This is a genomic window from Brevibacillus thermoruber 423, assembly GCF_000454065.1.
Taxonomy (GTDB): domain Bacteria; phylum Bacillota; class Bacilli; order Brevibacillales; family Brevibacillaceae; genus Brevibacillus; species Brevibacillus thermoruber.
On sequence record NZ_KE695649.1, the window covers coordinates 489,931 to 511,137 of the forward strand.

Sequence of the window (21,207 nt, forward strand, 5' to 3'; positions counted from 1 at the left end):
TCAGGGAGGGATGCGAGATGACGGCCTCTGTTTTGGAAATGAAGGGGATCGTCAAGCAGTACGGCGGGGTGTACGCCCTGCGCGGGGTGGATTTCACCGTGCGCGGCGGGGAGGTGCACGCCATCCTCGGGGCCAACGGGGCAGGAAAAAGCACGCTGGTGAAAATTCTCTCCGGCGCGGAGCAGGCGACTGCCGGCAGCATTCTGATCGACGGCCGCGAGCTTGCGGTCGCCGAACCGCGGGATGCCAAGCGGGCCGGCATCCACCTCGTGCAGCAGGAAGTGGACACGGGGCTGATTCCCTCCCTGAGCGTCGCGGAAAACATTCTCCTGGACCAATCCGTCTCCGTCGGCGGCTGGTGGCATTCGCCGAAACGGACGGTGGAGCGGGCCCAACAGATTCTCAACCGGTGCGGTTTTTCCCTGCCGCTGAAGGCAAAGGCGGAGGAGCTGACGCTGGCGGAAAAGCAGTTGGTGCTGCTGGCCCGCGCCGTGGCCCAGGACGTCCGCTTCGTCATCTTTGACGAGCCGACCGCGCCGCTCAGCCTGACGGAAGCGGCGGCGCTGTTCGAGCTGATCGCCAGCCTGAAGGCGGCCGGGTTGGGGATCGTCTACATCTCCCACCGGCTGCCGGAGGTGTTCGCCATCGCCGACCGCATCACCGTGCTGCGGGACGGCAGTCGGGTGTGGGAAAAGCGGACGGACCAGACCAGTCCGGAAGAAGCGGTGTCGGCGATGCTGGGACGGCGCGAAGCCAATCGGGCGGACGACCGGGCGGGACGCGCGGGCGAGGTGCTGCTGGAAGTGAGAGAACTGCGGATCGGCCACAAGGTGAAGCGGTTTGACGTCCAGGTGCGGCAGGGAGAGATCGTCGCCGTGGTGGGACTGGTGGGCGCCGGCAAGACGGAGGTGTCCCGCGCCCTGTTCGGCGCCGACCGGCTGGACGGCGGCGAGATCCGGCTGCGAGGGCGGACCCTGCGCCTCCGCCATCCGGGCGAAGCGATCCAGAACGGCATCGCGCTGATTCCCGAAGAGCGGCGGCTGCAGGGCATTTTGGTGGAGGAGCCGGTGAAGCACAACCTGACGCTGGCCCACCTGCGGGCGTTTGCGCGGGGAGGCTTTCTTTCGGACAGGGCGGAGCGCGAGGCGGCCCAGTCCCTCGTGGAGCGGTTGGGCATCAAGACGGCCGGGCTGGACCAGCGGACGGGCAGCCTGTCCGGCGGCAACCAGCAGAAAGTGGCGATCGGCAAGTGGCTGTTGACCACGGCCAGCGTTTTCCTCTTCGACGAGCCGACCAAGGGCGTGGACATCGGTGCCAAGCAGGAGATTTTCCGCTTGATCAGGGAACTCGCGGACGAGGGCAGGGGCATTTTGTACTTTTCCAGCGAGATTGACGAAGCGCTGGCGCTGGCCGATCGCCTGATCGTGCTGGAAAACGGCCGGACCGCCGCGGAGTGGAGCCGGAGCGAATGGACGGAAGGACGGATCACGGCCGAGACGGTGATGTTTTACATGATTGGAGGGAATCATCATGGAAGCAGTGCTGCAGGGTGAAAAAACAAAACAGACGCGGGGGTCGCTGGCACAGCGGTACGGTGCGCTCCTGGCCATTCTGGCCGTGATCGCGTTTTTCAGCATCGTCAACGAAAACTTTCTCAGCTACGCCAATCTGGTGGACATCCTGCGCTCCATTTCCATCGTGACGCTGGTGGCGATCGGGGTTACCTTTTCCCTGATCGTGGGCGGCTTTGACCTGTCCGTCGGTTCGACGGTCAGCGTGGCGACGGTGCTCTCCGCCTCGCTCATGGTGTGGTACCGGCAGGAACTGCTGGTGGCGGTGGCCGTTCCGCTCCTGGCCGGTCTGGTGATCGGGCTGATCAACGCGCTTTTGGTGGTCAAGGTGCGGATTCCGGACATTCTGGCGACGCTCGTGTCGCTGTACGTCTTTCAAGGCATTCACCTCAGCTACACGCAGGGCTTTTCCATCTACAACAACATGCCGATGGCCGACGGCACGTCCGCTCCCGGCATCATCATCCCGTCGTTTCTCTTCATCGGCCAGGGGGAAATGTGGGGCATCCCCGTCCCTGTCATCCTGATGGCGCTGGCCGTCGCCGGCGTGCACGTGTTTCTCAACTACACCCGTTTCGGACGGATGCTGTACGTCACCGGCGGCAATCTGGAAGCGGCCCGCCTCTCCGGCGTCCCGGTCAACAAGTACCGCACGCTGGCCTACATGCTGTCGGCGCTGTTCGCCTCCATCGGGGGAATCGTGCTGACGGCGCGGATCGGCACCGGCCAGGTGATGGCGGGATCGCCGCTGTTAATGGACGCCGTGGCCGCTGCGTTTATCGGGTTTTCCATCTTCGGGCAGGGCAAGCCCAACGCGTTCGGCACCTTTTGCGGCGCCATCCTGATGGGGGTATTGATGAACGGGCTGACGATGATGAACGTGCCGTATTACGCCCAGGACATCGTCAAGGGCCTGGTGCTGGCGGGAGCGCTGACGCTTACCTATCTGCCCAGGCTGAAAAAATAGGCGGGCGGCTGGCGGGCCGCTGCTGTCAGGGAAGCCGTTCTTTTTCCGCGGATGCGGCGGGAAAAGAATGGCTTTTTTTCTGGTTGTTGTAACATTTTCCCGTCTGTTTCGTTTGAATGGAGCGGAGGTGGATGATGAAACGGGAGACATGGGCGGATCTGTTCGCCGCGTACCAAAATCCCCTGTACCGGTACCTGTACCGCATGTGCGGCTCGCGGGAGGTGGCGGAAGAACTGCTGCAGGAGACGTTCTACCGGGCCATGCTCTCTTTCACGCTGCGCGATCCCAAGGCAGTCCGGGCCTGGCTGTACAAGGTGGCGCGCCACCTCTACATTGACTGGCTGCGCCGACAGACGGCGGAAAGGAAAATGGTAGACAGCATCTGTCGACTTGTTGGGCGAGGGTATGCCGGGGGCGATCCGGAAACGGCGTACGAACAAAAGGAAGCGGCGCAAACCGTGGAGAGGATCATGCGGCAGCTGCCCGAGCGGATGAGGACGATCCTGTATTTGTTTCCCACGGTCCGGCTGGATCGGCGCCTTTTGGGGGACGCTAAGGCGTGCGAAGGAGGGACGGACGTGAAGACACGCAGGCTGATTTCGCTGGTGCTGTGCGGAATGCTGCTGTCAGGACAAGGGACGGCCGCGCTGGCCGGGGAATGGAGCAGGGCGGGGGAAGCGTTGGTACGGAAAGCCGATGCCGCAGAGGAGGCGAACCGCCGGGCGATCCGATCCGAGCGGCTTCAGCGCCTGGAGCGGGCCGCCCGCTTTATCCTGGAGCGGCAGGACGAGCACGGGGCGATGAACGAATCGGGCTACATCAATACGGATTCCAACATGCTCTACGCCTTGATGGGCCTGATCCAGGCCTACGACCTGACCCGGGAGTCCGCCTACTGGCGGGCGGTGGAACGCGGTCTGTGGTGGCTGATGAGCGTGCAGACGGCCGAAGGGGACTGGCACCTCTCGTACCGTCGCGAAGGGGACGCCTATGTGCCTGCGCTGCCGGGCAGCTACCGCCGGTTTGCGGCCATCCGGGGCGTCGACACCACCATGGCGCTGTTTCTGTACGTGGCCGGCGAAGCGGACAAGCGGACGAAGAACCGCGAGCTGAAGGCAAAACTGCGGCAGTCGGCGGAGCGGGCGTACCGTTTCCTCGTCCGGCACAATCTGGATGAAACGGACGGCCTGTTTTGGAGCTCGTATCAGCTTCGCGAGGGGAACGCGGACACGCCCTTGTCCGGCTACCGGCTGTACAAGGTGAAATACGCCGCCGACAACGCCGAAACCTATCTCGGGCTGCGGGCGGCCGCCGATCTGCTGGGAGATCCGCGTGCGGATGCGATCGCGGAGTTCCTGAAGCGGCAGTTTTCCCGCTTTATCGACCGGAAAAAAGGCGTGATCGCCGTCATGCTGGACGAGCGCGGAGAGACGGCCATGCGCCCCGCCTACGCCCGCTGGTTTGCCACCGGCTGGTCCGCCTGGCTTTTGCGGGAACGCTCGCTGTTTGCCCAACCGCTCTCCGTGATGGCTGACCACATGGATGACAGCGGCGCGTATCGCCAGTGGGAAGGGACGTTTACCCTGTCCACGCTCGCGTTTCTCTTGGGCAGCCAGGCCGTGCCGGTTCGGCCCGAGCGAATGCGGGACGGGGAGCGTTACTTGTTTTCCGTGCAGCAGCCAAACGGCGGATTGGCGGACGAAGCGGATGTCCCCAGCACGTACGTCAACCTGGCGGGGATGCTGCTCGTGTACCTTTCCCGGGAGCTTGCGAAAAAAAACTAGCGAATGGAAAAAAATTCTGGTTGATTTTTTCTTGTCTCCCCTGTATAGTATTGAATTGTCGCCACGGTGCGAAACAAATAAAAGATACGTGCCCTTAGCTCAGCCGGATAGAGCGTTTGACTACGAATCAAAAGGTCGGGAGTTCGAATCTCTCAGGGCACGCCATATGGTAGAGGCGAGAGCCCATCTCGCCTCCAGTCGGGAAGTGGCTCAGCTTGGTAGAGCGCTTGGTTCGGGACCAAGAGGTCGCAGGTTCAAATCCTGTCTTCCCGACCATTTTTATTTTTCCGGACGTGACGGATGCCGGTATGGCGGAATTGGCAGACGCGCGCGACTCAAAATCGTGAGGGAAACCGTGGGGGTTCAAGTCCCTCTGCCGGCACCAATACATCTCTTGCATACCCCAGCCCAAATGGGCTTTTTTATTTTTTCCAACCCACATGGGGCTGGTAAAAGGTACAGAATCAGCACACTCGGCCTATAAGCTGTCTTCAGGCAATGGTCGCAAGGTGTGAACAAAGGGGAAGCTGATGTGGCAACGCAAAAATTAACTGAATTATCAAACTGAATGACAGCAGGTTCACTGTTTATTCTCTTGAATCATGCAGCCTGGTTTGGCAGCTTCACATAAATTGCGGGCATCCCCTATATTTTTGCGCGGCGAAAGGCAGAAGATACATCTATAATTACCTTACATGAGATTGGTATGATACCTAGTCCAGATAGAACGTAAACAAGGAGAACACAAGAATGCAAACATGTCGCGATTTGATCAGAAGCGCTAGGCAGTTATTGCAAGACATGCCAGACCCCATGTGTATCATTGACCTTCATGGACAAATTCTTTGGGAGAATGAAGCGTTTCGAAAGCGATTTCAAGCGGTGGATCACAGAAATCGCGAAAGAGAGGCCCGTCGCTCGCATCATCATGCCATTCCCATCCGCAACGATGACGGCCAAACCATTGCCTTCACGGTTATTGTGAAAGATCGCTTGTCACAGACGACGGAGGAAAACATTACGGTTGCGCATGACGAAAGGTACAAAATAATCGCCGAAAATACTTCTGATACGATTGTTTTGGTTGATCATCAAGCAATTGTTCGCTATGTGTCACCCTCCCTGCAGCTCATCACGGGTTATCGTACCGAAGAGTATGAAGGAATGGATGCCTTTGACATCATCCATCCTGATGACAGGGAACGAGTCCGTTTCGCACATGATCAGGCGGTCCAAACAAAGGAGTCTGTGGACATCGAGTATCGTGTCTATCACGCCCAAGGCCATGTGATTCACATAGAAGCCCGTGTAAAACCTGTGCTGGACTGCGATGGGAATGTAAAGTATGTCGTGGCGGTAGCGAGAGACGTGACGAAACGGAAAAAGACGGAGGAACTGTTGGAAAATATATTGGATAATGTCAACGCGGCGGTTTGGTCGACGGACAAAGATTTTAACCAATACACGTTTTGTTCGGAGAGTATGGAAAAGATTTCGGGAATACCGAGGGAGGAAATCCTGTTTAATCCGATTCGATTACACGATCATATTCACCCTGAAGACAACGCGATTCTCATGGGAGAAGTAAAGGCGAAGCTTGATTTGGGAATCCCGGTCAGCCAGGAATTTCGTTTTATCCACGTCGAGGGAGAAACCAGGTGGGGCAGACTCATTGTCCATCCGTATGTAGATCATGCCGGCGTAATCGAACGACTTGACGGCATTATTTTGGATATCACGGAAAAAAAACGTTCAGAGCTGGCATTGGAAGAAAGCGAACAAAGGTATAAGTCTTTATTTGAAAATAACTTGGACGGGGTATTTTCGATCGAATTAAACGGTTTCTATTTCGTAAATGCCAATCGTTCCTTTGAAACGATCACCGGGATTCAATTACATCAACTATCGGATCGCTGCTTTCTGGGGTTAATTTACGATGAGGAGCATGCTTCCGTATATGAAACGCTTCTCCAAGTGATGCAACAGGGTGAACCGAGGGATATTGAATGCCGCCTTGCAAACATGAGGCAGGGTGAGAAAATTGTAAGCATCACGTTCGTGCCGATCTTCCTCTCGGGGAAGTTAAACGGCATCCATGGAATTGTAAAAGACATTACGAAAAGGAAACATGATGAAAGAGAGCTCATCAAAAGCGAAGAAAGGTACAAAGCGCTCCAGCAGAGTTTAAATCGTTTCTCTACAGACCTTGCAAACGTTATGAAGGTATCGGATTTGGAGAACCGGCTGATCGACGAAGTGAAGTCCGTACTTCATGTCACAAACGTATCGATTGAGGAAGTGCCGAGGGGGCAGGAGCATGCCCTGAGAAACGAGCAGGATATCTGGGTCAAAATCGGCGAAAAGCGGCAGCCGGTCTACCTCCGAATCGAAACGGATCAATCATTTCGTAAAATCGAGAAAGAGTGGCTTGAAACGGCTGTTCATTACGTTACGATTCTATACGATAACCTTCACCTTCTCGAAGATCTGATGAAGCGGCTTGAAGAATTGGTGTCGAACAATGAAACGCCCAAATGGATGCTGAGGCTGCTGTTTAGACTGTCCGAGAAAGAGAGGGCCGCGCTGTCCAGTGACTTGCACGATTCGGTGCTGCAGGATCTGATTATCTGGTATCGCAAGTTGGAATCGCTACGATCTTCGAAAGTCTTCGAGGACAATACGGCGCGGGAATTACTCCAGATCGAAGAAGGACTGCTGGATGCCATTCATCAGATCCGAATCACATGCAACGAGCTGCGTCCGCCGTTTCTTCTCAAGATGGGTTTGGTGGAATCGTTGAAAAGTCTCTTTTCGTACACGCGAATGTTCTCCAATTATGAAATTGAATTTTTCGCCGAACAGTTGGGCGCGTCTTTAAACGAAGAGCAGATTCTGGGCGTGTATCGGATTGTTCAGGAGCTGTTACACAATGCGACCAAACACTCCAAGGCCTCGAAAGTGACGATAGCACTAACCGGCACGGAAGATCACATTACTTTTTCTTATTCTGACGACGGGATTGGAATGGATATAGCCGCACTGGAAGGCTCATTTCAGCATATGGGGATTGCAGGAATCGAAAAAAGAGTGCTCAGCCTCGAAGGAAACGTGCAATTCCATTCCGCTCCCGGGCAAGGGTTTCACGTCATGATTCAATTTCCCAAAACTATGATGGCAAGGTGAACGGTATGGAAATCTTATTGGTTGACGATCATCGCTCGGTCGTTGAGGGAACGAAAATGCTGATTGAATCCGAGCCGGACATGAATGTTACGATTGAGACGGATGTTTATTGTGTCAGCGACTTGGTACGCCTCAAAAAATTTGACGTCATTTTATTTGATTTATACATGCCGAAAATAAACGGCGCCGATTTGGCGCGCAAAGTGCTCGAGGTTGTCCCCGATGCCGTAATTCTGATCTATTCAGGGTTCGAGATCGCGCCTCATTTCAATTTATTAATGGAATCGGGCGTTTCCGGCTTTATTGCCAAAACCTCCACCCGTGAGCAGCTCATTCAAGCCATACGCTGTGCTTCGAGGAAAGAGGCGATTGTTCCCATGCATCTGCTCAAGCAGCTAAGGCGTCAAGAAATTGTTGTGCAAGGGGAACCGGGGCGCGAAGAAACAACGATCACCCAAGAAGAAGACAGGCTGCTACGTGAATTGGCGAAAGGAAAAAGCAATAAAGACATATCAAAAACGTTAATGATTAGCCAACGTTCCCTGGAATATAGCCTGACGGAGCTCTTCCAAAAGCTTCATGTCAATTCGAGGGTCGAGGCCATCAAAAAAGCCAAGCGTTTGGGGATTCTCCCCACAGAGGATTTATATTAGGGATTGTTTACAAGAGCCGGGACATACCGGCTCTTTCGTTTTGTGAAACGAATACGTGATGATAAATTGCGCGGCGGACGCAAATATTTGCGGGGGGATATGCATTGTTTGCGCGTTCACCTGTCTCTTCCTGAATTATGATGATTCCGTACCAAACAAGGATTTCGCTAACAAAACAGGAGGAGGGCCACAAACGAATGAGCTTTTATGAGGCAAGACCAATCATGAATAAAGGGAGGCGCTTCGTTGTGAATAAACGGATGATCTTCATGCTGTTCATGTCCTTATTGCTGACGGCATGCAGTTCGCAGCCATCCAGGGAGAACGTGGAGGTGGCAGTGGCAAGCGATTGGCTTGTGGCGGACAACGTGGAAATGCGATGGACGATTAAAGACGGACAGACGTCCGAAACCGGGCGGGGGACACTCATCCGGCTGGACATTCAAAGGGACGACGGAAAACCGATCGAGGAGTTCGATACCATCCATGAAAAGCTGCTGCACTTGATCGTGATAAGCAAAGATTTATCCTATTTCAACCACATTCATCCCGAATACAAAGGAAACGGCGTATTTGAGACAGTGAACGTCTTCCCCGCAGGCGGTGAATATCGACTCATTGCCGATTTCAAGCCGACCGGCGGAGACTTCATGACGAAGATGGCATGGGTGAAGCTCGGAGGTGAACCTGCAACTCCGGTCCCGATTGTACCCGATGCGAATTGGGTCAAAACCGTTGAAGGCAACCGGGTACGACTTTCGATCGACCGGATGGGGGCAAATGAAGAAACGACTCTTACCTTTTCCGTCACGGATGAGAAAACCGGCCAACCCGCTACGGACCTCCAGCCTTATTTGGGAGCGATCGGCCATGTGGTCATTCTATCGGAGGATGGAGAACAGTATGTGCACGTTCACGCCGTAAAAGGGCAGGGAACGGGACCGGATGCCGTGTTCATGACGCAGTTTCCGAAGAGCGGTATCTATAAGATTTGGGGACAGTTTCAAAAAGACAATCATGTGTTTACAGTCGCATACGTCGTGAATGTCCCCTAAGGCGGGCGGAAGCGACTGTGCAGTGAAGCGGATCCAGGCGGGGGAACGAGAAGTCATCGAAGAGTCAATCATCCAATTAATATTGGATATGAAGGAGATTGATCCGGATGTTGAGGTTTTTGTTACGAATCGCCGTTTATCTAAGTGTTGTCGTTGTGTTGATGGGAGGAGTCATAGCCAGCGGATATCTGAGTTCTCAGAAAGCGTTTTGGGGCTCGGTTCGCCAAGAACCCGTTCCTTCTTTGCAAGGAGTGCAGAAACCCCAGCATGATCCCAATAAACCTACGGTTGTTGTTTTGTTGGGAAATGAAAATACGGAAGGATTAGATTTCATGATTCCGTACCAATTGTTTTCGATGACCGGCGCATACAATGTATATGCCGTTGCCGAGGACAATCAGGTGAGGTCACTGACAGGCGGTTTGGATGTGGTGCCGCACTACTCTTTTAAAGAAATGGATGAACTGTTGGGAAAAAGTGCCGACATTATCGCGATCCCCTACATGACGATGAGGGACCCGAAGAGCTATGAACCTGTCCGTAAATGGATACTGCAGCACAAGGAAACCACTTTAATAAGCATTTGCGCCGGCGCGGACAATCTTGCCGCTACCGGGTTATTGGATGGCAAATCAGCAGCAACGCACTGGCAAACGATGCCGGTCCTTACCAAGAAATATCCTGAAGTGAACTGGATAAATGATCAACGTTTTGTGTCTAATGGCCCGAACCTCATATCCTCAGCAGGTATATCGTCAGGAATCGATGCCGTCCTCTATGTTATCTCGCAACAACTTGGCGAACCGATGGCAGCAAAAATAGCGAATGAATTGAAGTATCCTTCCTATCACTTCGTTCAAAATCCGAAGGTAGAACCATTTTACGTCGATCTGCGCTATGCAACCTATGTATTGAACAACGCTTTTCAGTGGAGCAAAAATAAGGCGGGTGTACTGCTGTATGACGGTGTGGAGGAAATGGCACTGGCTTCCGTATTTGATATCTATGCCGACACCGGAACAACACGGGTCCTATCCGTCTCAAGTTCGGAGCAGCCCATCGTGACAAAACACGGACTGAATGTGATTGCCAGACATTCGATGTCCAATCTCCCAAAACTGGATAAAATGATCGTTCCCGGCATCGAGGCAAGATCATTGGCAACGGAGGAATTGAAAAGCTGGAACGAAAAGGGGAATACCATCGAGCTTCAGTTCGTTCATGCCGATTCCCCGGATCGGTTTATATTCGAAGTTCAGCTTGAAGATTTAGCCAAGCAAGAGGACCTTCTTACAGCGAAACATGCGGTGAAACGACTCGAATTTCGGGCTAACGATTTCCAGCTTGTAGGCAAACCGTTTCCTCTTGAAACGTATGGAGAACTGCTGCTAACCTTAGCCGTATCGGTTCTGGTCGCCTTTTATCTGGACAGACGCTTCATTTTGAAACGGAAACGTTTGTGCTACGGTCGTCGCAGCGAGACGCTGAGCTGAATATCCATGCGGCATTCAAGCGTAACGCCGGTATGGTGAAGGGAAAGTGGCTTTCAGGCAGCAAAACAGACCGCCAGGATGTGATCTCCGGCGGTCTGTCTGTAATCAAGCCACCCAGCCCAATGCCCGCGCCGTCTGCGCGATGACAAACGTCACGGCAACCGCGATGGACAGCGGGATCAGGGCGGACAGCACGGTCCATTTGACGCTTTTGGTCTCTTTGTAAATGTTGATCAGGGTCGTGCCGCAGGGATAGTGCAGGAGCGAGAACAGCATCATGTTCAGCGCGGTCAGCCATGTCCAGCCGTGTGCCAAAAAGATGTCCTTGATATTGTCCATGCCGTCCGTGTCCACCATCGCGCCGGAGGACAGATACCCCATCAGGAGAATCGGCAGGACGATCTCGTTGGCCGGCAGCCCGAGCAGAAAGGCCATGAGGATGTACCCGTCAAGTCCGAGCGTGTGGGCGAACGGCTGGAAAACGGAAGCCAGATGATTCAAAATGCTGTCGCCGCCCACGGTCACGTTGCCCAGGATCCAGGTAATCACGCCGGCCGGAGCGGCGACGACGACCGCCCGGGTCAACACGCTCAGGGATTTGTCCTTGGAAGCGAGCAGCACGGTTTTGAGCATCTGCGGCTTCCGGTACGGCGGCAGCTCCAGCGTGTAGTGGGTGGGGACGCCGCGCAGCGCCGTTTTGGACAGAATCCAGGAGACGGACAGCGTGACGACGATGCCGATCAGCACCATGCCCATGACGATGAGCGCCGTGACGAGCGTGTGGTACTGGCTGGCGACACCGGCAGCCACGAACAGCGAGGCCAGCAGGATCAGCGTCGGCCAGCGCCCGTTGCAGGGGACGAAGTTGTTGGTCAGGATCGCAATCATCCGCTCCCGCGGCGATTCAATGATCCGGGTGGAGATGATCGCCGCCGCGTTGCAGCCGAAGCCCATCGACATGGTCAACGCCTGCTTCCCGTGCCCGCCCGCCTTTTTAAACAACCGGTCCATGTTGAACGCGACCCGCGGCAGATAGCCGAAGTTTTCCAGCAGCGCAAAGATCGGGAAGAAGATCGCCATCGGCGGCAGCATGACGCTGACGACCCAGGCCGTCCCGCGGAACAGCCCGAGCACGAGCAGGCCGTGCAGCCAGTCAGGCGCGTGAACGGCCTGAAACGCGGCCGTCAGGTACCCTTCGATAACGCCGAACATGTCGGCCAGCATCCCGGACGGGACGTTGGCGCCGGCGATGGTGATCCAGAACACGACGCCGAGAATCGCCAGCATGATCGGGAAGCCCCAGATGGGCGAGGTGACGATTTTATCCAGCCGATACGTGCTTTCCAGCTTCTTGGGGTCTTCGTAGCGGACGGCCTCCCGGCAGATGTTCCGGGACGTCTGGTAGATGTCGCGGACGATTCCGTCGCGGATCGCGTCTCCGCCGGCCATGCTCTGGGCCAGGGCAAACAGCGAATCGAGCGAGTCCGGTCTCTCAGTGGCAAGAGATCTGTTCATGGGGGACAACCTCCTTCAAGCCGGGTGCTGCGACGGTGTCGAGGTGCGCCTTGAGGGAGGCGAGCAGCTTCTCGTCGCCGTCCAGCAGCCGAAGCGCAATCCATCTGGGCGGAAAACGCGTGCCCAACAGGCGCAGGATATGCGGCTCCAGCTCCTTGATTTTCTGCTCGATTTCCGCGCTGTAGGAAATCGTCACGGGCTGCGGGATGATTTTGCCGGACGCCACTTTTTCCACCTGTTCCAAAAGCTCGTCGATCCCCGTCCGGTTGCGGGCCGAGATGGCGACCGTCGGCACGCCCAGCTTTTGTCTGATCCTGGTTACGTCGACATGAACGCCCAACCGCTTCGCCTCATCCATCAGGTTGACGCAGAGGACGACGCGGTTGGTCATCTCCAGCACCTGCAGCGCCAGGTTCAGGTTGCGCTCCAGCGACGTGGCGTCCACGACGACGACGGTTACGTCGGGCTGTTCAAAAATGATGTAATCGCGCGCCACTTCCTCATCGGCGGAATTGGAATACAGCGAGTAGGTGCCGGGCAGGTCGATCACCCGGTAGGTGACGTCGTGGTGGACAAACTCGCCGGCGGCCGTCAGCACCGTTTTTCCCGCCCAGTTTCCGGTGTGCTGGCGGAGGCCGGTCAGCGTGTTGAACAGCGTGCTCTTTCCGGTGTTGGGGTTGCCGGCCAGGGCGATTGTGTACATGCGCACGTTCATTCACCTCCCAAGATGTTTCCGAATATCTGCGAACTCTCTTCCCTGCGCAGGGCGATCGTCGTATTGTTCACGCGAAACGCGACCGGATCGCCGAGCGGACTTTTCTGCAGGACCTCGATGACGTTTCCCGGGACGAACCCGAGGTCGAGCAGTCTTCGCCGCAGGACCCCCTGCACGTTGATTCCGGTTAAAACAAGCCGCATTCCGGTTTTTGCCTCGGAAAGCGGGATTGTGGTCGAAGCCATGTGATGCCACCCCCTGTGCTTTTCGCATGGGACAAAATGTTTGCCGAGGGCAAATTTTTGCTTACAAAATATGTGCCAATGTTGGATCAGGTTCTTACTGTTAGTATAGTACAATTATTTTTTCTTAGAAACAAAAAGTTTCTCCAGTGCAACATTTCGTCCTTCGGGCAACAGTCCTGTCTGCCGGGGGAGAGCGCAAGGCTCCGGCACGACTTTGGCTCATTTGTCTGCTATAATGGAAATCGTAACGGTTCTCTTTTGGGGTGGTGACTGGATGGTATCAAACGAGATGCAGGATGCCTGTGACGAGACGTGTCAGGGGTCGGAACCGACGGCCGCTGAAATAAAGGAAGCCATGATGGACGACGACACGGCCGGGGCGCTCGCCGATCTGTTTCGCGCGCTGAGCGATCCTACCCGGGTCAAGATCATTTACGCCCTGCTGCACAGGGAGCTGTGCGTCCACGACATCTCCACGGCCCTGGACATGGGGCAGTCGGCGGTGTCGCACCAGCTCCGTTATCTGCGAAATCTGCGCATCGTCAAACGGCGAAAGGCGGGAAAAACCGTCTTCTACTCGCTGGACGACGATCATATTGAACAGATATTTGTGCAGACGCTTCAGCACATGAAACACGGCTGATCGTCCGAGGCCCGCTTGCTTGGCAGGCGGGTTTTTTGTTTGCGCTGCGGCCTGCATGCGCGGCTGGCCTCCCGGGGAAAATGGTGTTGACGTTTTGCAGCCGGAAAAAATAAGATGATCTTGAGGATGAAATACATGAACAATTAATCATATGTTTGAGTGGGGTGGAACGAATGGCCAAAACGGACGAGTGCTGCAAAGCGGCCTCCCACGCGGAAACGGGATGCTGCGGGAACGGTACAGCCGTTGAGACCGTCAGCGAAACGCTGTCCCTGACCGGTCTGCACTGTGCCGACTGCGCGGCAAGTCTGGAGAAAAGCCTGGCCCGGCTGCCCGGGATGGCGCGGGCGGAAGTGAACGCCGCCGTCGCCAAGGCAAGCGTCAGCTACGATCCGCATCGGACGACGCATGAGGAGATTGTCGGCACGATCCGGAAACTGGGCTACGACGTCGTCCCGCAGCAGCGGGGGACGGCCACGGCTCGCTTCCGCATCCGCGGGATGGACTGCGCCGATTGCGCGCAAAAGCTGGAGAAAAAGGTGGGAGCCCTGCCCGCCGTGCATCGCGTCCAGGTCAATTTCGGCGCGGCGATCATGACCGTCGAGCACGACGGGACGGCGGTTGACCGCGTGATCGACACCGTCCGCCAGGCGGGCTACGAAGCCGTCCGGGAGCAGGAGGCGAACAGGCGGGAGGAGGAGCGGGGCTTTTGGCGGCAGAACAAAAAAGCTTGGTCGACCGTGACCGCCTCCCTCTTGTTTCTCGCCGCCTGGGGCCTGGGATTCGCGCCGGCGGCACCGGAGCCGCTAATCACGCTGCTCTACTCGCTGTCCATCCTGGCCGGCGGCGTTCGCATCGCCAAAAGCGGCCTGTACGGCCTCAAGTCGCGCACGGTCGGCATCGACTTCCTGATGACGATCGCCGTCATCGGGGCGGTGGCGATTGGCGAGTGGGCGGAGGGAGCGGCGGTGGTCTGCCTGTTTTCGCTGGGGGAAACGCTGGAAGCCTATACCATGGACCGGACGAGACGATCGCTGCGCAGCCTGATGGAACTGGCGCCGGCTGAAGCGCTCGTCCTGCGCGACGGTCGGGAGCTGACGCTTCCGGTGGAACAGATCCGCGTCGGCGATACGATTCTGGTCAAACCGGGGGAAAAGATCGCGATGGACGGCGTCGTGACCGACGGGCGGTCGTCCGTCAACCAGGCGCCCATCACCGGCGAGTCCGTTCCGGTGGAAAAGGGGGCCGGAGACGAGGTGTTCGCCGGCACGATCAACCAGCAGGGGGCGCTGACGGTCAGGGTGACCAGACGGGCCGAGGACAACACCTTGTCCCGGATCGTTCATCTCGTGGAAGAAGCGCAGGCGCAAAAAGCGCCGTCGCAGCGCTTTGTCGACGCCTTCGCCGCCTACTACACGCCGGCGGTGATCGCCGTAGCGGTCGCGATTGCCGTCGTTCCGCCGCTTCTGTTCCAGCAGCCGTTTGCGGACTGGTTTTACCGCGCGCTGATGATGCTTGTCGTCTCGTGCCCCTGCGCGCTGGTCATTTCCACCCCCGTCTCCATCGTCTCCGCCATCGGCAATGCCGCCCGCAGCGGGATTTTGATCAAAGGGGGCGTCCATCTGGAACGGCTCGGTGCCGTGTCGGTGATGGCCTTTGACAAGACGGGGACGCTCACCCAGGGGCATCCCGAAGTGACCGGGATCATTCCCGTGTCCGCTCTGACGGAGGCGGAGATTCTCGCCATCGCCGCCGCCGTGGAAGCCCGGTCGGAACACCCCTTGGCGGCCGCCATCGTCCGCAAGGCGAAGCAGGAGGGCGTGGCCATCCCCGAAAGCGATCAGTTTGTCTCCGTCCCCGGCGGCGGGGTGAAAGCCCGGGTGGACGGCGTCACGTATGTGCTCGGAAACCCGCGGTGGATCTCCAGCGATGTGGGGCTCTCGCTGGAGCGGGTCGAGCAGCGGATTGAGCAGCTTCACGAGACCGGCCACACCTTGATGGTGCTGGGCACGGAACAGCAGGTGGTGGCGCTGATCACGCTGGCCGACGCGGTCCGTCCGGCCAGCAGGACGGCAATCCGGGAACTGCGCTCCCTGGGGATCGAGCGGGTGGTCATGCTGACCGGGGATCACCGGGGCACGGCCTGCGCTGTCTCCAACGAGTTGGGGGAGATCGACTACCATGCCGAACTGCTGCCGGGAGATAAGCTCGCTCTCATCCGGGAGTGGCAGGCCGCTGGCGCCGGCGTGGCGATGGTGGGAGACGGCGTCAATGACGCGCCGGCGCTGGCTGCGGCGACCGTGGGCATCGCCATGGGCGGTGCCGGATCGGATACGGCGCTGGAAACGGCCGACATCACCCTGATGGCGGACGATCTGTCCAAACTGCCCTACGCCGTCAGCCTCAGCCGGCGGACGCTGCGCATTATCAAGCAGAACATCGCGTTTTCGCTGCTGGTGAAGGCGGTCTTCCTGCTGATGATCGTGTTCGGCTGGTCCACGCTGTGGATGGCCGTGCTGGCCGACACGGGAAGCTCCCTGATCGTGATCGCCAACGGCATGCGGCTGCTGCGGTCCGCCGACCGCTCCCGTCCGCTCCCGGTCCGCGCCGGGCAGGCGGCGGGCTAGGCGGCAGCCCGCTGCTGCCTTTTTCCGCGGGAACTTGGTAGAATGAAGGGGAGACGAGCAAAAGGAGGCTGATCGCCGTGCGACTGAGAGGAAAACGGGTCGTGTGTTTTGTGGAACAGGAATTCGAGGATTTGGAACTGTGGTACCCGGTGATGCGCTTGCGGGAGGAAGGGGCCGTGGTGCACCTGGCCGGCCCGCAGGCGAACCAGACGTACCTGGGCAAATACGGCGTGCCCTGCCAGACGGACAAATCCCTGTCCGAGCTGAATCCGGCCGAGTACGACGGCGTACTGGTGCCGGGAGGCTGGGCCCCCGACAAGCTGCGCCGCTATCCGGAAGTGCTCTCCTTTGTCCGGGCGATGCACGAGGCGAAAAAGCCGATCGGCCACATCTGCCACGCGGGCTGGGTGCTGGCGTCGGCGAAAATCTTGCAGGGCGTCACCACCACCTCCACGCCCGGCATCAAGGACGACCTGGAGAACGCCGGCGCGATCTGGGTGGATGAAGAGGTGGTCGTGGACGGGCACATCGTCGGTTCCCGCCGTCCGCCCGATCTGCCCGCCTATGCCAAGGCGTTTGCCGATCTGTTGGCCAATCGCTGACACCGAGGAGAGAGTGGCGTCAGAGACTGTCCTCTGCTGCAGATGCTGCAGAGGATGGTCTATTTTTTTGCGGTCATTCCCGCTTTTCGTTTTTCCACGGCGGATTGCCGTATAAGCGCAGCTTGCGAAACATGCTGCGGACGGTCCACGGAATCAGTACGGACAGGACCGCCCCGGCGAATGTCATGAACGGGGGGAGCATTCCGAAAAGCTTCTGCCACATGGCGACACCGTCCTAACGTACCTCGAGCCTGTCGCGGGTTTCAGTCATGTTTACTTCGCCCACGTTGCGGATGAACACGTTTGCCTTGACGTCGATGTCGCTCGACGCAAAGTAATTTCTGCCGTGGTCCCAGTCGTATTTGATCTGCTTCCACAGGTGGGGATGCTTCTGTTTCAAGTGGCTGCCCAACCCGAGAACGTCCGTTTTCATCTGTTTGTGCACCTTCCTGATCGTGTCGCGGGCCAGCCGCTCGATTTCTTTGGCCACGTTGTCCTGCAGCGTTTTTGTCGCGTTCTCGTTCAGGTAATTCAACCGCTTGAACGACTCGTCGATCACGCCTTCGCACGTGATGGTGTAGACGAATCGCATCCGCTCCTTGTGACGGATATCCGCCCGGATGTCCCGGCTGGCCGTCTGGACGTTAAACGTCACCAGGTCGCGGCCGACCGCTGTTTTCAGCATGCCCCCCTTCACGCGGTCGGTGAGGAAATTCAAGCCTTCCGTTTCTTCTTCGCCCAAAAAACCGACCAAGCGGTTGGATTGTCCATGGAACACGGCCGCACCGGCCACTTTCACTTCATTTTCGTTCGACGTAATGCGGGGGAGCGCAAAGCTGAGCTCGTTCACCAGATTCTCGTGGACTTCGCCGAGCCGTACTTCCGGCACCATCCGCGCGGTTTTGCGGATGTTTTCGGCCACGGAGTTGATGTACATGGCCGGCAGTTTCTCGTTGCGGGGGGAAATTTCCAGGACAGGCCGGGCGTCCCCCTTGGCGATCATCACCTTGCTGCTCCGGCGCAGTTCCGGATCGCGCAGGAAAAAGTCGAGCGCGTCGGCAAAGGCGTAATTGGACCTGGCCACCGCTTCGGAGATGATCACCACTTTCAGGTGCTGGTAAAACGGAATCCGGCTGCTCCGGGTCGCCAGCTCACTGGAGATTTCCAGCAGGGAATCCCCCTCCGACGCGAGGTTCAAAAACGCCTGGTTGGCGCTGTTCTGGATGCCTCTTTCCTGCGCGCCGGAAACCAGCCCGCCGGGAACCACGAACTGGTGGGTGACCAAAAACCGCCGCCGTCCTTCCGGCTTGTCGGGCGCTTCCCTGTCTGCCTTTTCCTCCGCCGCCGTGGATCGGGGGAAGTCGATGGCCACGCCGATGACAAAACCGCGTTCCTCGATCTGCACCTGGTCCCAGCAGCCGGCTGTCAGGAAGGCGCACAGCCCGATCAGAGCGGTGCGAACGAAGCGGCGGTCAGCCACTGTCCTTCACCCCCCGCAGTTTGGCGATCGCGAGCAGCAGGACCGGGATGACATAGGCGATCACCGCTCCGAAGTAGCTGAGCCGGTCGCCAAAGGCAAAAAACTGGATCAGGTTTTGCGGCGTCATCGCAATCAGGTAGACGATCGGCGAGAGAATCAGGATCCACGCAAATTTCGAAAGCCGGGTAAACATGGACCGCAGCGTGGAAAGGGCCAGATCAAACCAGATGGTGCAGGTGTTAAAGATGGTCATGATCCAGATGGTGAAAAAAAGGGATTCGACCCGCTCGATAAACCCACCCGGCACCTCGACGCCTTTGGCCAGCTCGATGGTGGGATAGGTCAGGTTTTTGGCAACCGCCGGTGAAAAGACGCCGATGACCAGCATGTAAATCGTCATGTACAGCAGGATGGGAATCGCCAGCCCCGCGATGACCGATTTGGGGGCATCCTGCGGACGTCTCATCAGGACCGTGTAAAAGAGCACGATTTCCGAGCCGGACAAGGACAGGCCCACTCCTTTCGCGCCTTTGAGCAGGCTCATCCAGTCGGAAGAGAAGAACGGCCGGACGTTTTCCCATTCCAAAAAGCGCAGCGTGTACACCTGGACCATGAAAATGACCAGCAGCACGATCGGCAGAAACAGCAGGTTGAGGCGCAAAAGCGCAATGCGCGATCCTGCCGCGGCGTACTGGACGATCAGCAAAAAGGCCAGCGTGATCATCTCCACCGGCGTGGTCGTGAACAGATACTGCTTGGCGATATTGCCGACCGCCCGGATTTCAAAGGAGGCCAGCAATGTGCTGTACACGCCGAAGAGCAGGGTGAGCAGATACGCGAACGGCCGTCCGGCGATCAGCGCCACGTACTCGAAAAAGGTGTGGTTAGGAAACCGGCTGGCCAGCCTGCCCAACAGCCAGCCGATGAGACAGGCGGCGGCGCCGGCGATGAGGACGGAAATCCATCCGTCAAACGCGTCGGTCTCATCTGCAATCGAGCGGGGAAAGGTGAGGATGCCTACACCGATCACGGCGTTGGCGATGATGATCACCATCTCCCTGCTGCCGATTTTTTGATCCGCATAGGAAACGTTGTTCATGGCGCATCCCCTGTCTTCATGCGAGTGTCGTCCGTTGGCTGCGCGGTCTCCGGCCGTTTTCGCATAAACGTCACGGGAGCGCGCAGGACCAGGTCCTTCCAGTCGTGCAGCAGTTGGGGCGCAAACGGCGTCAGGTACGGAACACCCAGGCTCGTCAGATTGGCCAGGTGAATAAAGATGGCGATAAACGTGAGCACCACCCCGTAAAGGCCAAAGACAGCGGCGGCGAACATCACGCCGAAGCGGATCATGCGAAACGTCAGCGCCAGGTTGTACGCGGGGATGGCAAACGAGGCGATCGCCGTCAGGGCGACGACGATGACCATGACCGGGCTGACGAGGCCGGCCGATACGGCCGATTCGCCGATCACCAACCCGCCGACGATCCCCACCGTCTGACCGATCGGTTTGGGCAGGCGCAGACCCGCCTCCTGGAGCAGTTCCATCGTCGCCACCATCAGCAGCGCTTCGACAAACGCCGGAAACGGAACGCCTTCTCTCGTCGCCGCGATGGAAAAGGCCAGATCGGACGGAATCAGTCCGGGATGATAGGTGACGAGCGCGACGTACAACGCCGGAGAAAAGACCGCCAGAAACGCGGCGATGTAGCGAAGCATCCGGGCCAGCGTTCCGACGATCCAGCGCTCGTAAAAGTCTTCCGGCGAATGAAGCATCACGCTTAGGGTAACCGGCACGATCAGGCCCATCGGGCTGCCGTCCAGCAAAATGGCCACCCTGCCCTGAAACAGGGCGGAGGCCACCTTGTCCGGCCGCTCCGTCACCTGGCACTGCGGAAACGGCGAAAGAAAGTCGTCTTCGATCCACTGCTCGATAAAGCCCGATTCTTCCACTTCATCGACGTCGATGGTGGCCAGTCTCCGCTTCACCTCCTGCACGATCGCGGGATGGGCGATGTCCTGCATGTAGGCGATGATCAGATCGGTCTTGCTGCGCCGTCCCACGGTCATGGTGTCAAAGCGGAGCTGGCAGTCCCTGACCCGCCGCCGGACGAGCATCGTATTGTCGCGGATGTTCTCGGTAAACCCTTCCCGCGGTCCCCGCACCAGTCCTTCCGACACCGGCTCGTCGATGCTGCGGGTCTCCCAGCCCCGGCTGTCGATCAGGATGGTTTGGGCCGCGCCGTCGACAAACAGGGCGGTGTCTCCCGCGAGAACCCGGTCATACATGGCTTCAAACGTCGTTTCCCGTTTTACCTCGATGGTGGACAGCACTTCGTTCAAGAGGAACGTCAGCATCTCCTCCCCCGGGGGAGGGAGCGTCTTTCCCGATGCCGGCAGCATCAACTGGATGTGCTTGACGACCTTGTCATTGATGAGATCAGAGTCCACCAGTCCGTCAATGCAGACCACGGCGCACGCCTGCGAGGCATTGTCGATCGTGAATGGCCTGACGATCAGATCCTGCGGGTTGCCCAACGTCTGCTTGATGGCCGACAGGTTTTCCTCAAGACGGGCGAAGAGCGGGGTGGACAGGGCGGGCGTCTGCTGCGGGCGTCGCTTCAACTGCGAAGCCATCGTTTTCGTCGGCCTCATGTATTTGCGAAACACCTGGAGG

Annotated in this window: 17 protein-coding genes and 3 tRNA genes; 13 read left to right on the forward strand and 7 right to left on the reverse strand. The window is 57.7% G+C overall.

The window, feature by feature from the left end; all coding sequences use genetic code 11:
- Positions 1–17 precede the first annotated feature (17 nt).
- The 10 genes from M516_RS0107365 to M516_RS0107410 all read left to right on the forward strand — a co-directional run bounded on the left by M516_RS0107365 (position 18) and on the right by M516_RS0107410 (position 10,706).
- Entirely contained in the window at positions 18–1,553 is a 1,536-nt protein-coding gene (locus M516_RS0107365) for a sugar ABC transporter ATP-binding protein (protein ID WP_029098552.1), read from the forward strand.
- Positions 1,531–2,538 (forward strand): ABC transporter permease, encoded by a 1,008-nt coding sequence (locus M516_RS0107370; RefSeq protein WP_051188132.1) that lies wholly within the window; start codon positions 1,531–1,533, stop codon positions 2,536–2,538. The genes M516_RS0107365 and M516_RS0107370 overlap by 23 nt, the downstream gene beginning before the upstream one ends.
- Before the next feature lie 131 nt (positions 2,539–2,669).
- A complete protein-coding gene (locus M516_RS24295) occupies positions 2,670–4,322 on the forward strand; it encodes a sigma-70 family RNA polymerase sigma factor (protein WP_238550928.1) in 1,653 nt (550 codons plus the stop codon).
- Between the two features lie 88 nt (positions 4,323–4,410).
- A tRNA-Arg gene (locus M516_RS0107380) sits at positions 4,411–4,487 on the forward strand.
- 34 nt (positions 4,488–4,521) lie between these two features.
- Positions 4,522–4,598, forward strand: a tRNA-Pro gene (locus M516_RS0107385).
- A 26-nt stretch (positions 4,599–4,624) separates the two neighbouring features.
- Positions 4,625–4,707: transfer RNA gene (locus M516_RS0107390), tRNA-Leu, on the forward strand.
- Positions 4,708–5,072: 365 nt separating this feature from the next.
- On the forward strand, positions 5,073–7,505 hold the full coding sequence (locus M516_RS0107395) for a sensor histidine kinase (protein WP_029098554.1): 2,433 nt from the start codon (positions 5,073–5,075) through the stop codon (positions 7,503–7,505).
- 5 nt (positions 7,506–7,510) lie between these two features.
- Complete coding sequence (locus M516_RS0107400) at positions 7,511–8,158, forward strand: response regulator transcription factor (RefSeq protein ID WP_029098555.1); 648 nt, start codon at positions 7,511–7,513, stop codon at positions 8,156–8,158.
- 248 nt (positions 8,159–8,406) lie between these two features.
- A complete protein-coding gene (locus tag M516_RS0107405) occupies positions 8,407–9,213 on the forward strand; it encodes a hypothetical protein (protein ID WP_029098556.1) in 807 nt (268 codons plus the stop codon).
- Positions 9,214–9,320: 107 nt separating this feature from the next.
- Positions 9,321–10,706 (forward strand): DJ-1/PfpI family protein, encoded by a 1,386-nt coding sequence (locus tag M516_RS0107410; protein WP_035289068.1) that lies wholly within the window; start codon positions 9,321–9,323, stop codon positions 10,704–10,706.
- A 105-nt stretch (positions 10,707–10,811) separates the two neighbouring features.
- Here the strand turns inward: M516_RS0107410 and M516_RS0107415 are convergent, their stop codons facing one another.
- The 3 genes from M516_RS0107415 to M516_RS0107425 are packed head-to-tail and all read right to left on the reverse strand — an operon-like array spanning position 10,812 to position 13,181.
- Positions 10,812–12,221: a nucleoside recognition domain-containing protein gene (locus M516_RS0107415; protein WP_029098558.1), complete on the reverse strand. Its 1,410-nt coding sequence runs from the start codon at positions 12,219–12,221 to the stop codon at positions 10,812–10,814.
- Positions 12,199–12,930, reverse strand: a complete 732-nt coding sequence (locus tag M516_RS0107420; protein WP_029098559.1) for a FeoB small GTPase domain-containing protein — start codon at positions 12,928–12,930, stop codon at positions 12,199–12,201. Before M516_RS0107420 ends, M516_RS0107415 begins: the two co-directional genes overlap by 23 nt.
- Positions 12,931–12,932: 2 nt before the next feature.
- Entirely contained in the window at positions 12,933–13,181 is a 249-nt protein-coding gene (locus M516_RS0107425; RefSeq protein ID WP_029098560.1) for a FeoA family protein, read from the reverse strand.
- 274 nt (positions 13,182–13,455) lie between these two features.
- Here M516_RS0107425 and M516_RS0107430 point away from each other — a divergent pair, with 274 nt between their 5' ends.
- From M516_RS0107430 to M516_RS0107440, 3 genes are all read left to right on the forward strand, one after another.
- The gene (locus M516_RS0107430; RefSeq protein ID WP_029098561.1) at positions 13,456–13,824 is read left to right on the forward strand and encodes an ArsR/SmtB family transcription factor; all 369 of its coding nucleotides are present in this window, start codon (positions 13,456–13,458) and stop codon (positions 13,822–13,824) included.
- Positions 13,825–13,997: 173 nt separating this feature from the next.
- On the forward strand, positions 13,998–16,451 hold the full coding sequence (locus M516_RS22985; RefSeq protein WP_081656466.1) for a heavy metal translocating P-type ATPase: 2,454 nt from the start codon (positions 13,998–14,000) through the stop codon (positions 16,449–16,451).
- Positions 16,452–16,528: 77 nt separating this feature from the next.
- Positions 16,529–17,053, forward strand: a complete 525-nt coding sequence (locus M516_RS0107440; RefSeq protein ID WP_029098562.1) for a type 1 glutamine amidotransferase domain-containing protein — start codon at positions 16,529–16,531, stop codon at positions 17,051–17,053.
- A 73-nt stretch (positions 17,054–17,126) separates the two neighbouring features.
- Here the strand turns inward: M516_RS0107440 and M516_RS25490 are convergent, their stop codons facing one another.
- The 4 genes from M516_RS25490 to M516_RS0107460 are packed head-to-tail and all read right to left on the reverse strand — an operon-like array spanning position 17,127 to position 21,200.
- Positions 17,127–17,276 (reverse strand): hypothetical protein, encoded by a 150-nt coding sequence (locus tag M516_RS25490; RefSeq protein ID WP_193746949.1) that lies wholly within the window; start codon positions 17,274–17,276, stop codon positions 17,127–17,129.
- Positions 17,277–17,288: 12 nt separating this feature from the next.
- Complete coding sequence (locus M516_RS0107450) at positions 17,289–18,533, reverse strand: Ger(x)C family spore germination protein (RefSeq protein ID WP_238550929.1); 1,245 nt, start codon at positions 18,531–18,533, stop codon at positions 17,289–17,291.
- A complete protein-coding gene (locus tag M516_RS0107455; RefSeq protein ID WP_029098564.1) occupies positions 18,526–19,632 on the reverse strand; it encodes a GerAB/ArcD/ProY family transporter in 1,107 nt (368 codons plus the stop codon). The genes M516_RS0107450 and M516_RS0107455 overlap by 8 nt, the downstream gene beginning before the upstream one ends.
- The gene (locus M516_RS0107460) at positions 19,629–21,200 is read right to left on the reverse strand and encodes a spore germination protein (protein WP_029098565.1); all 1,572 of its coding nucleotides are present in this window, start codon (positions 21,198–21,200) and stop codon (positions 19,629–19,631) included. Before M516_RS0107460 ends, M516_RS0107455 begins: the two co-directional genes overlap by 4 nt.
- Positions 21,201–21,207 lie beyond the last annotated feature (7 nt).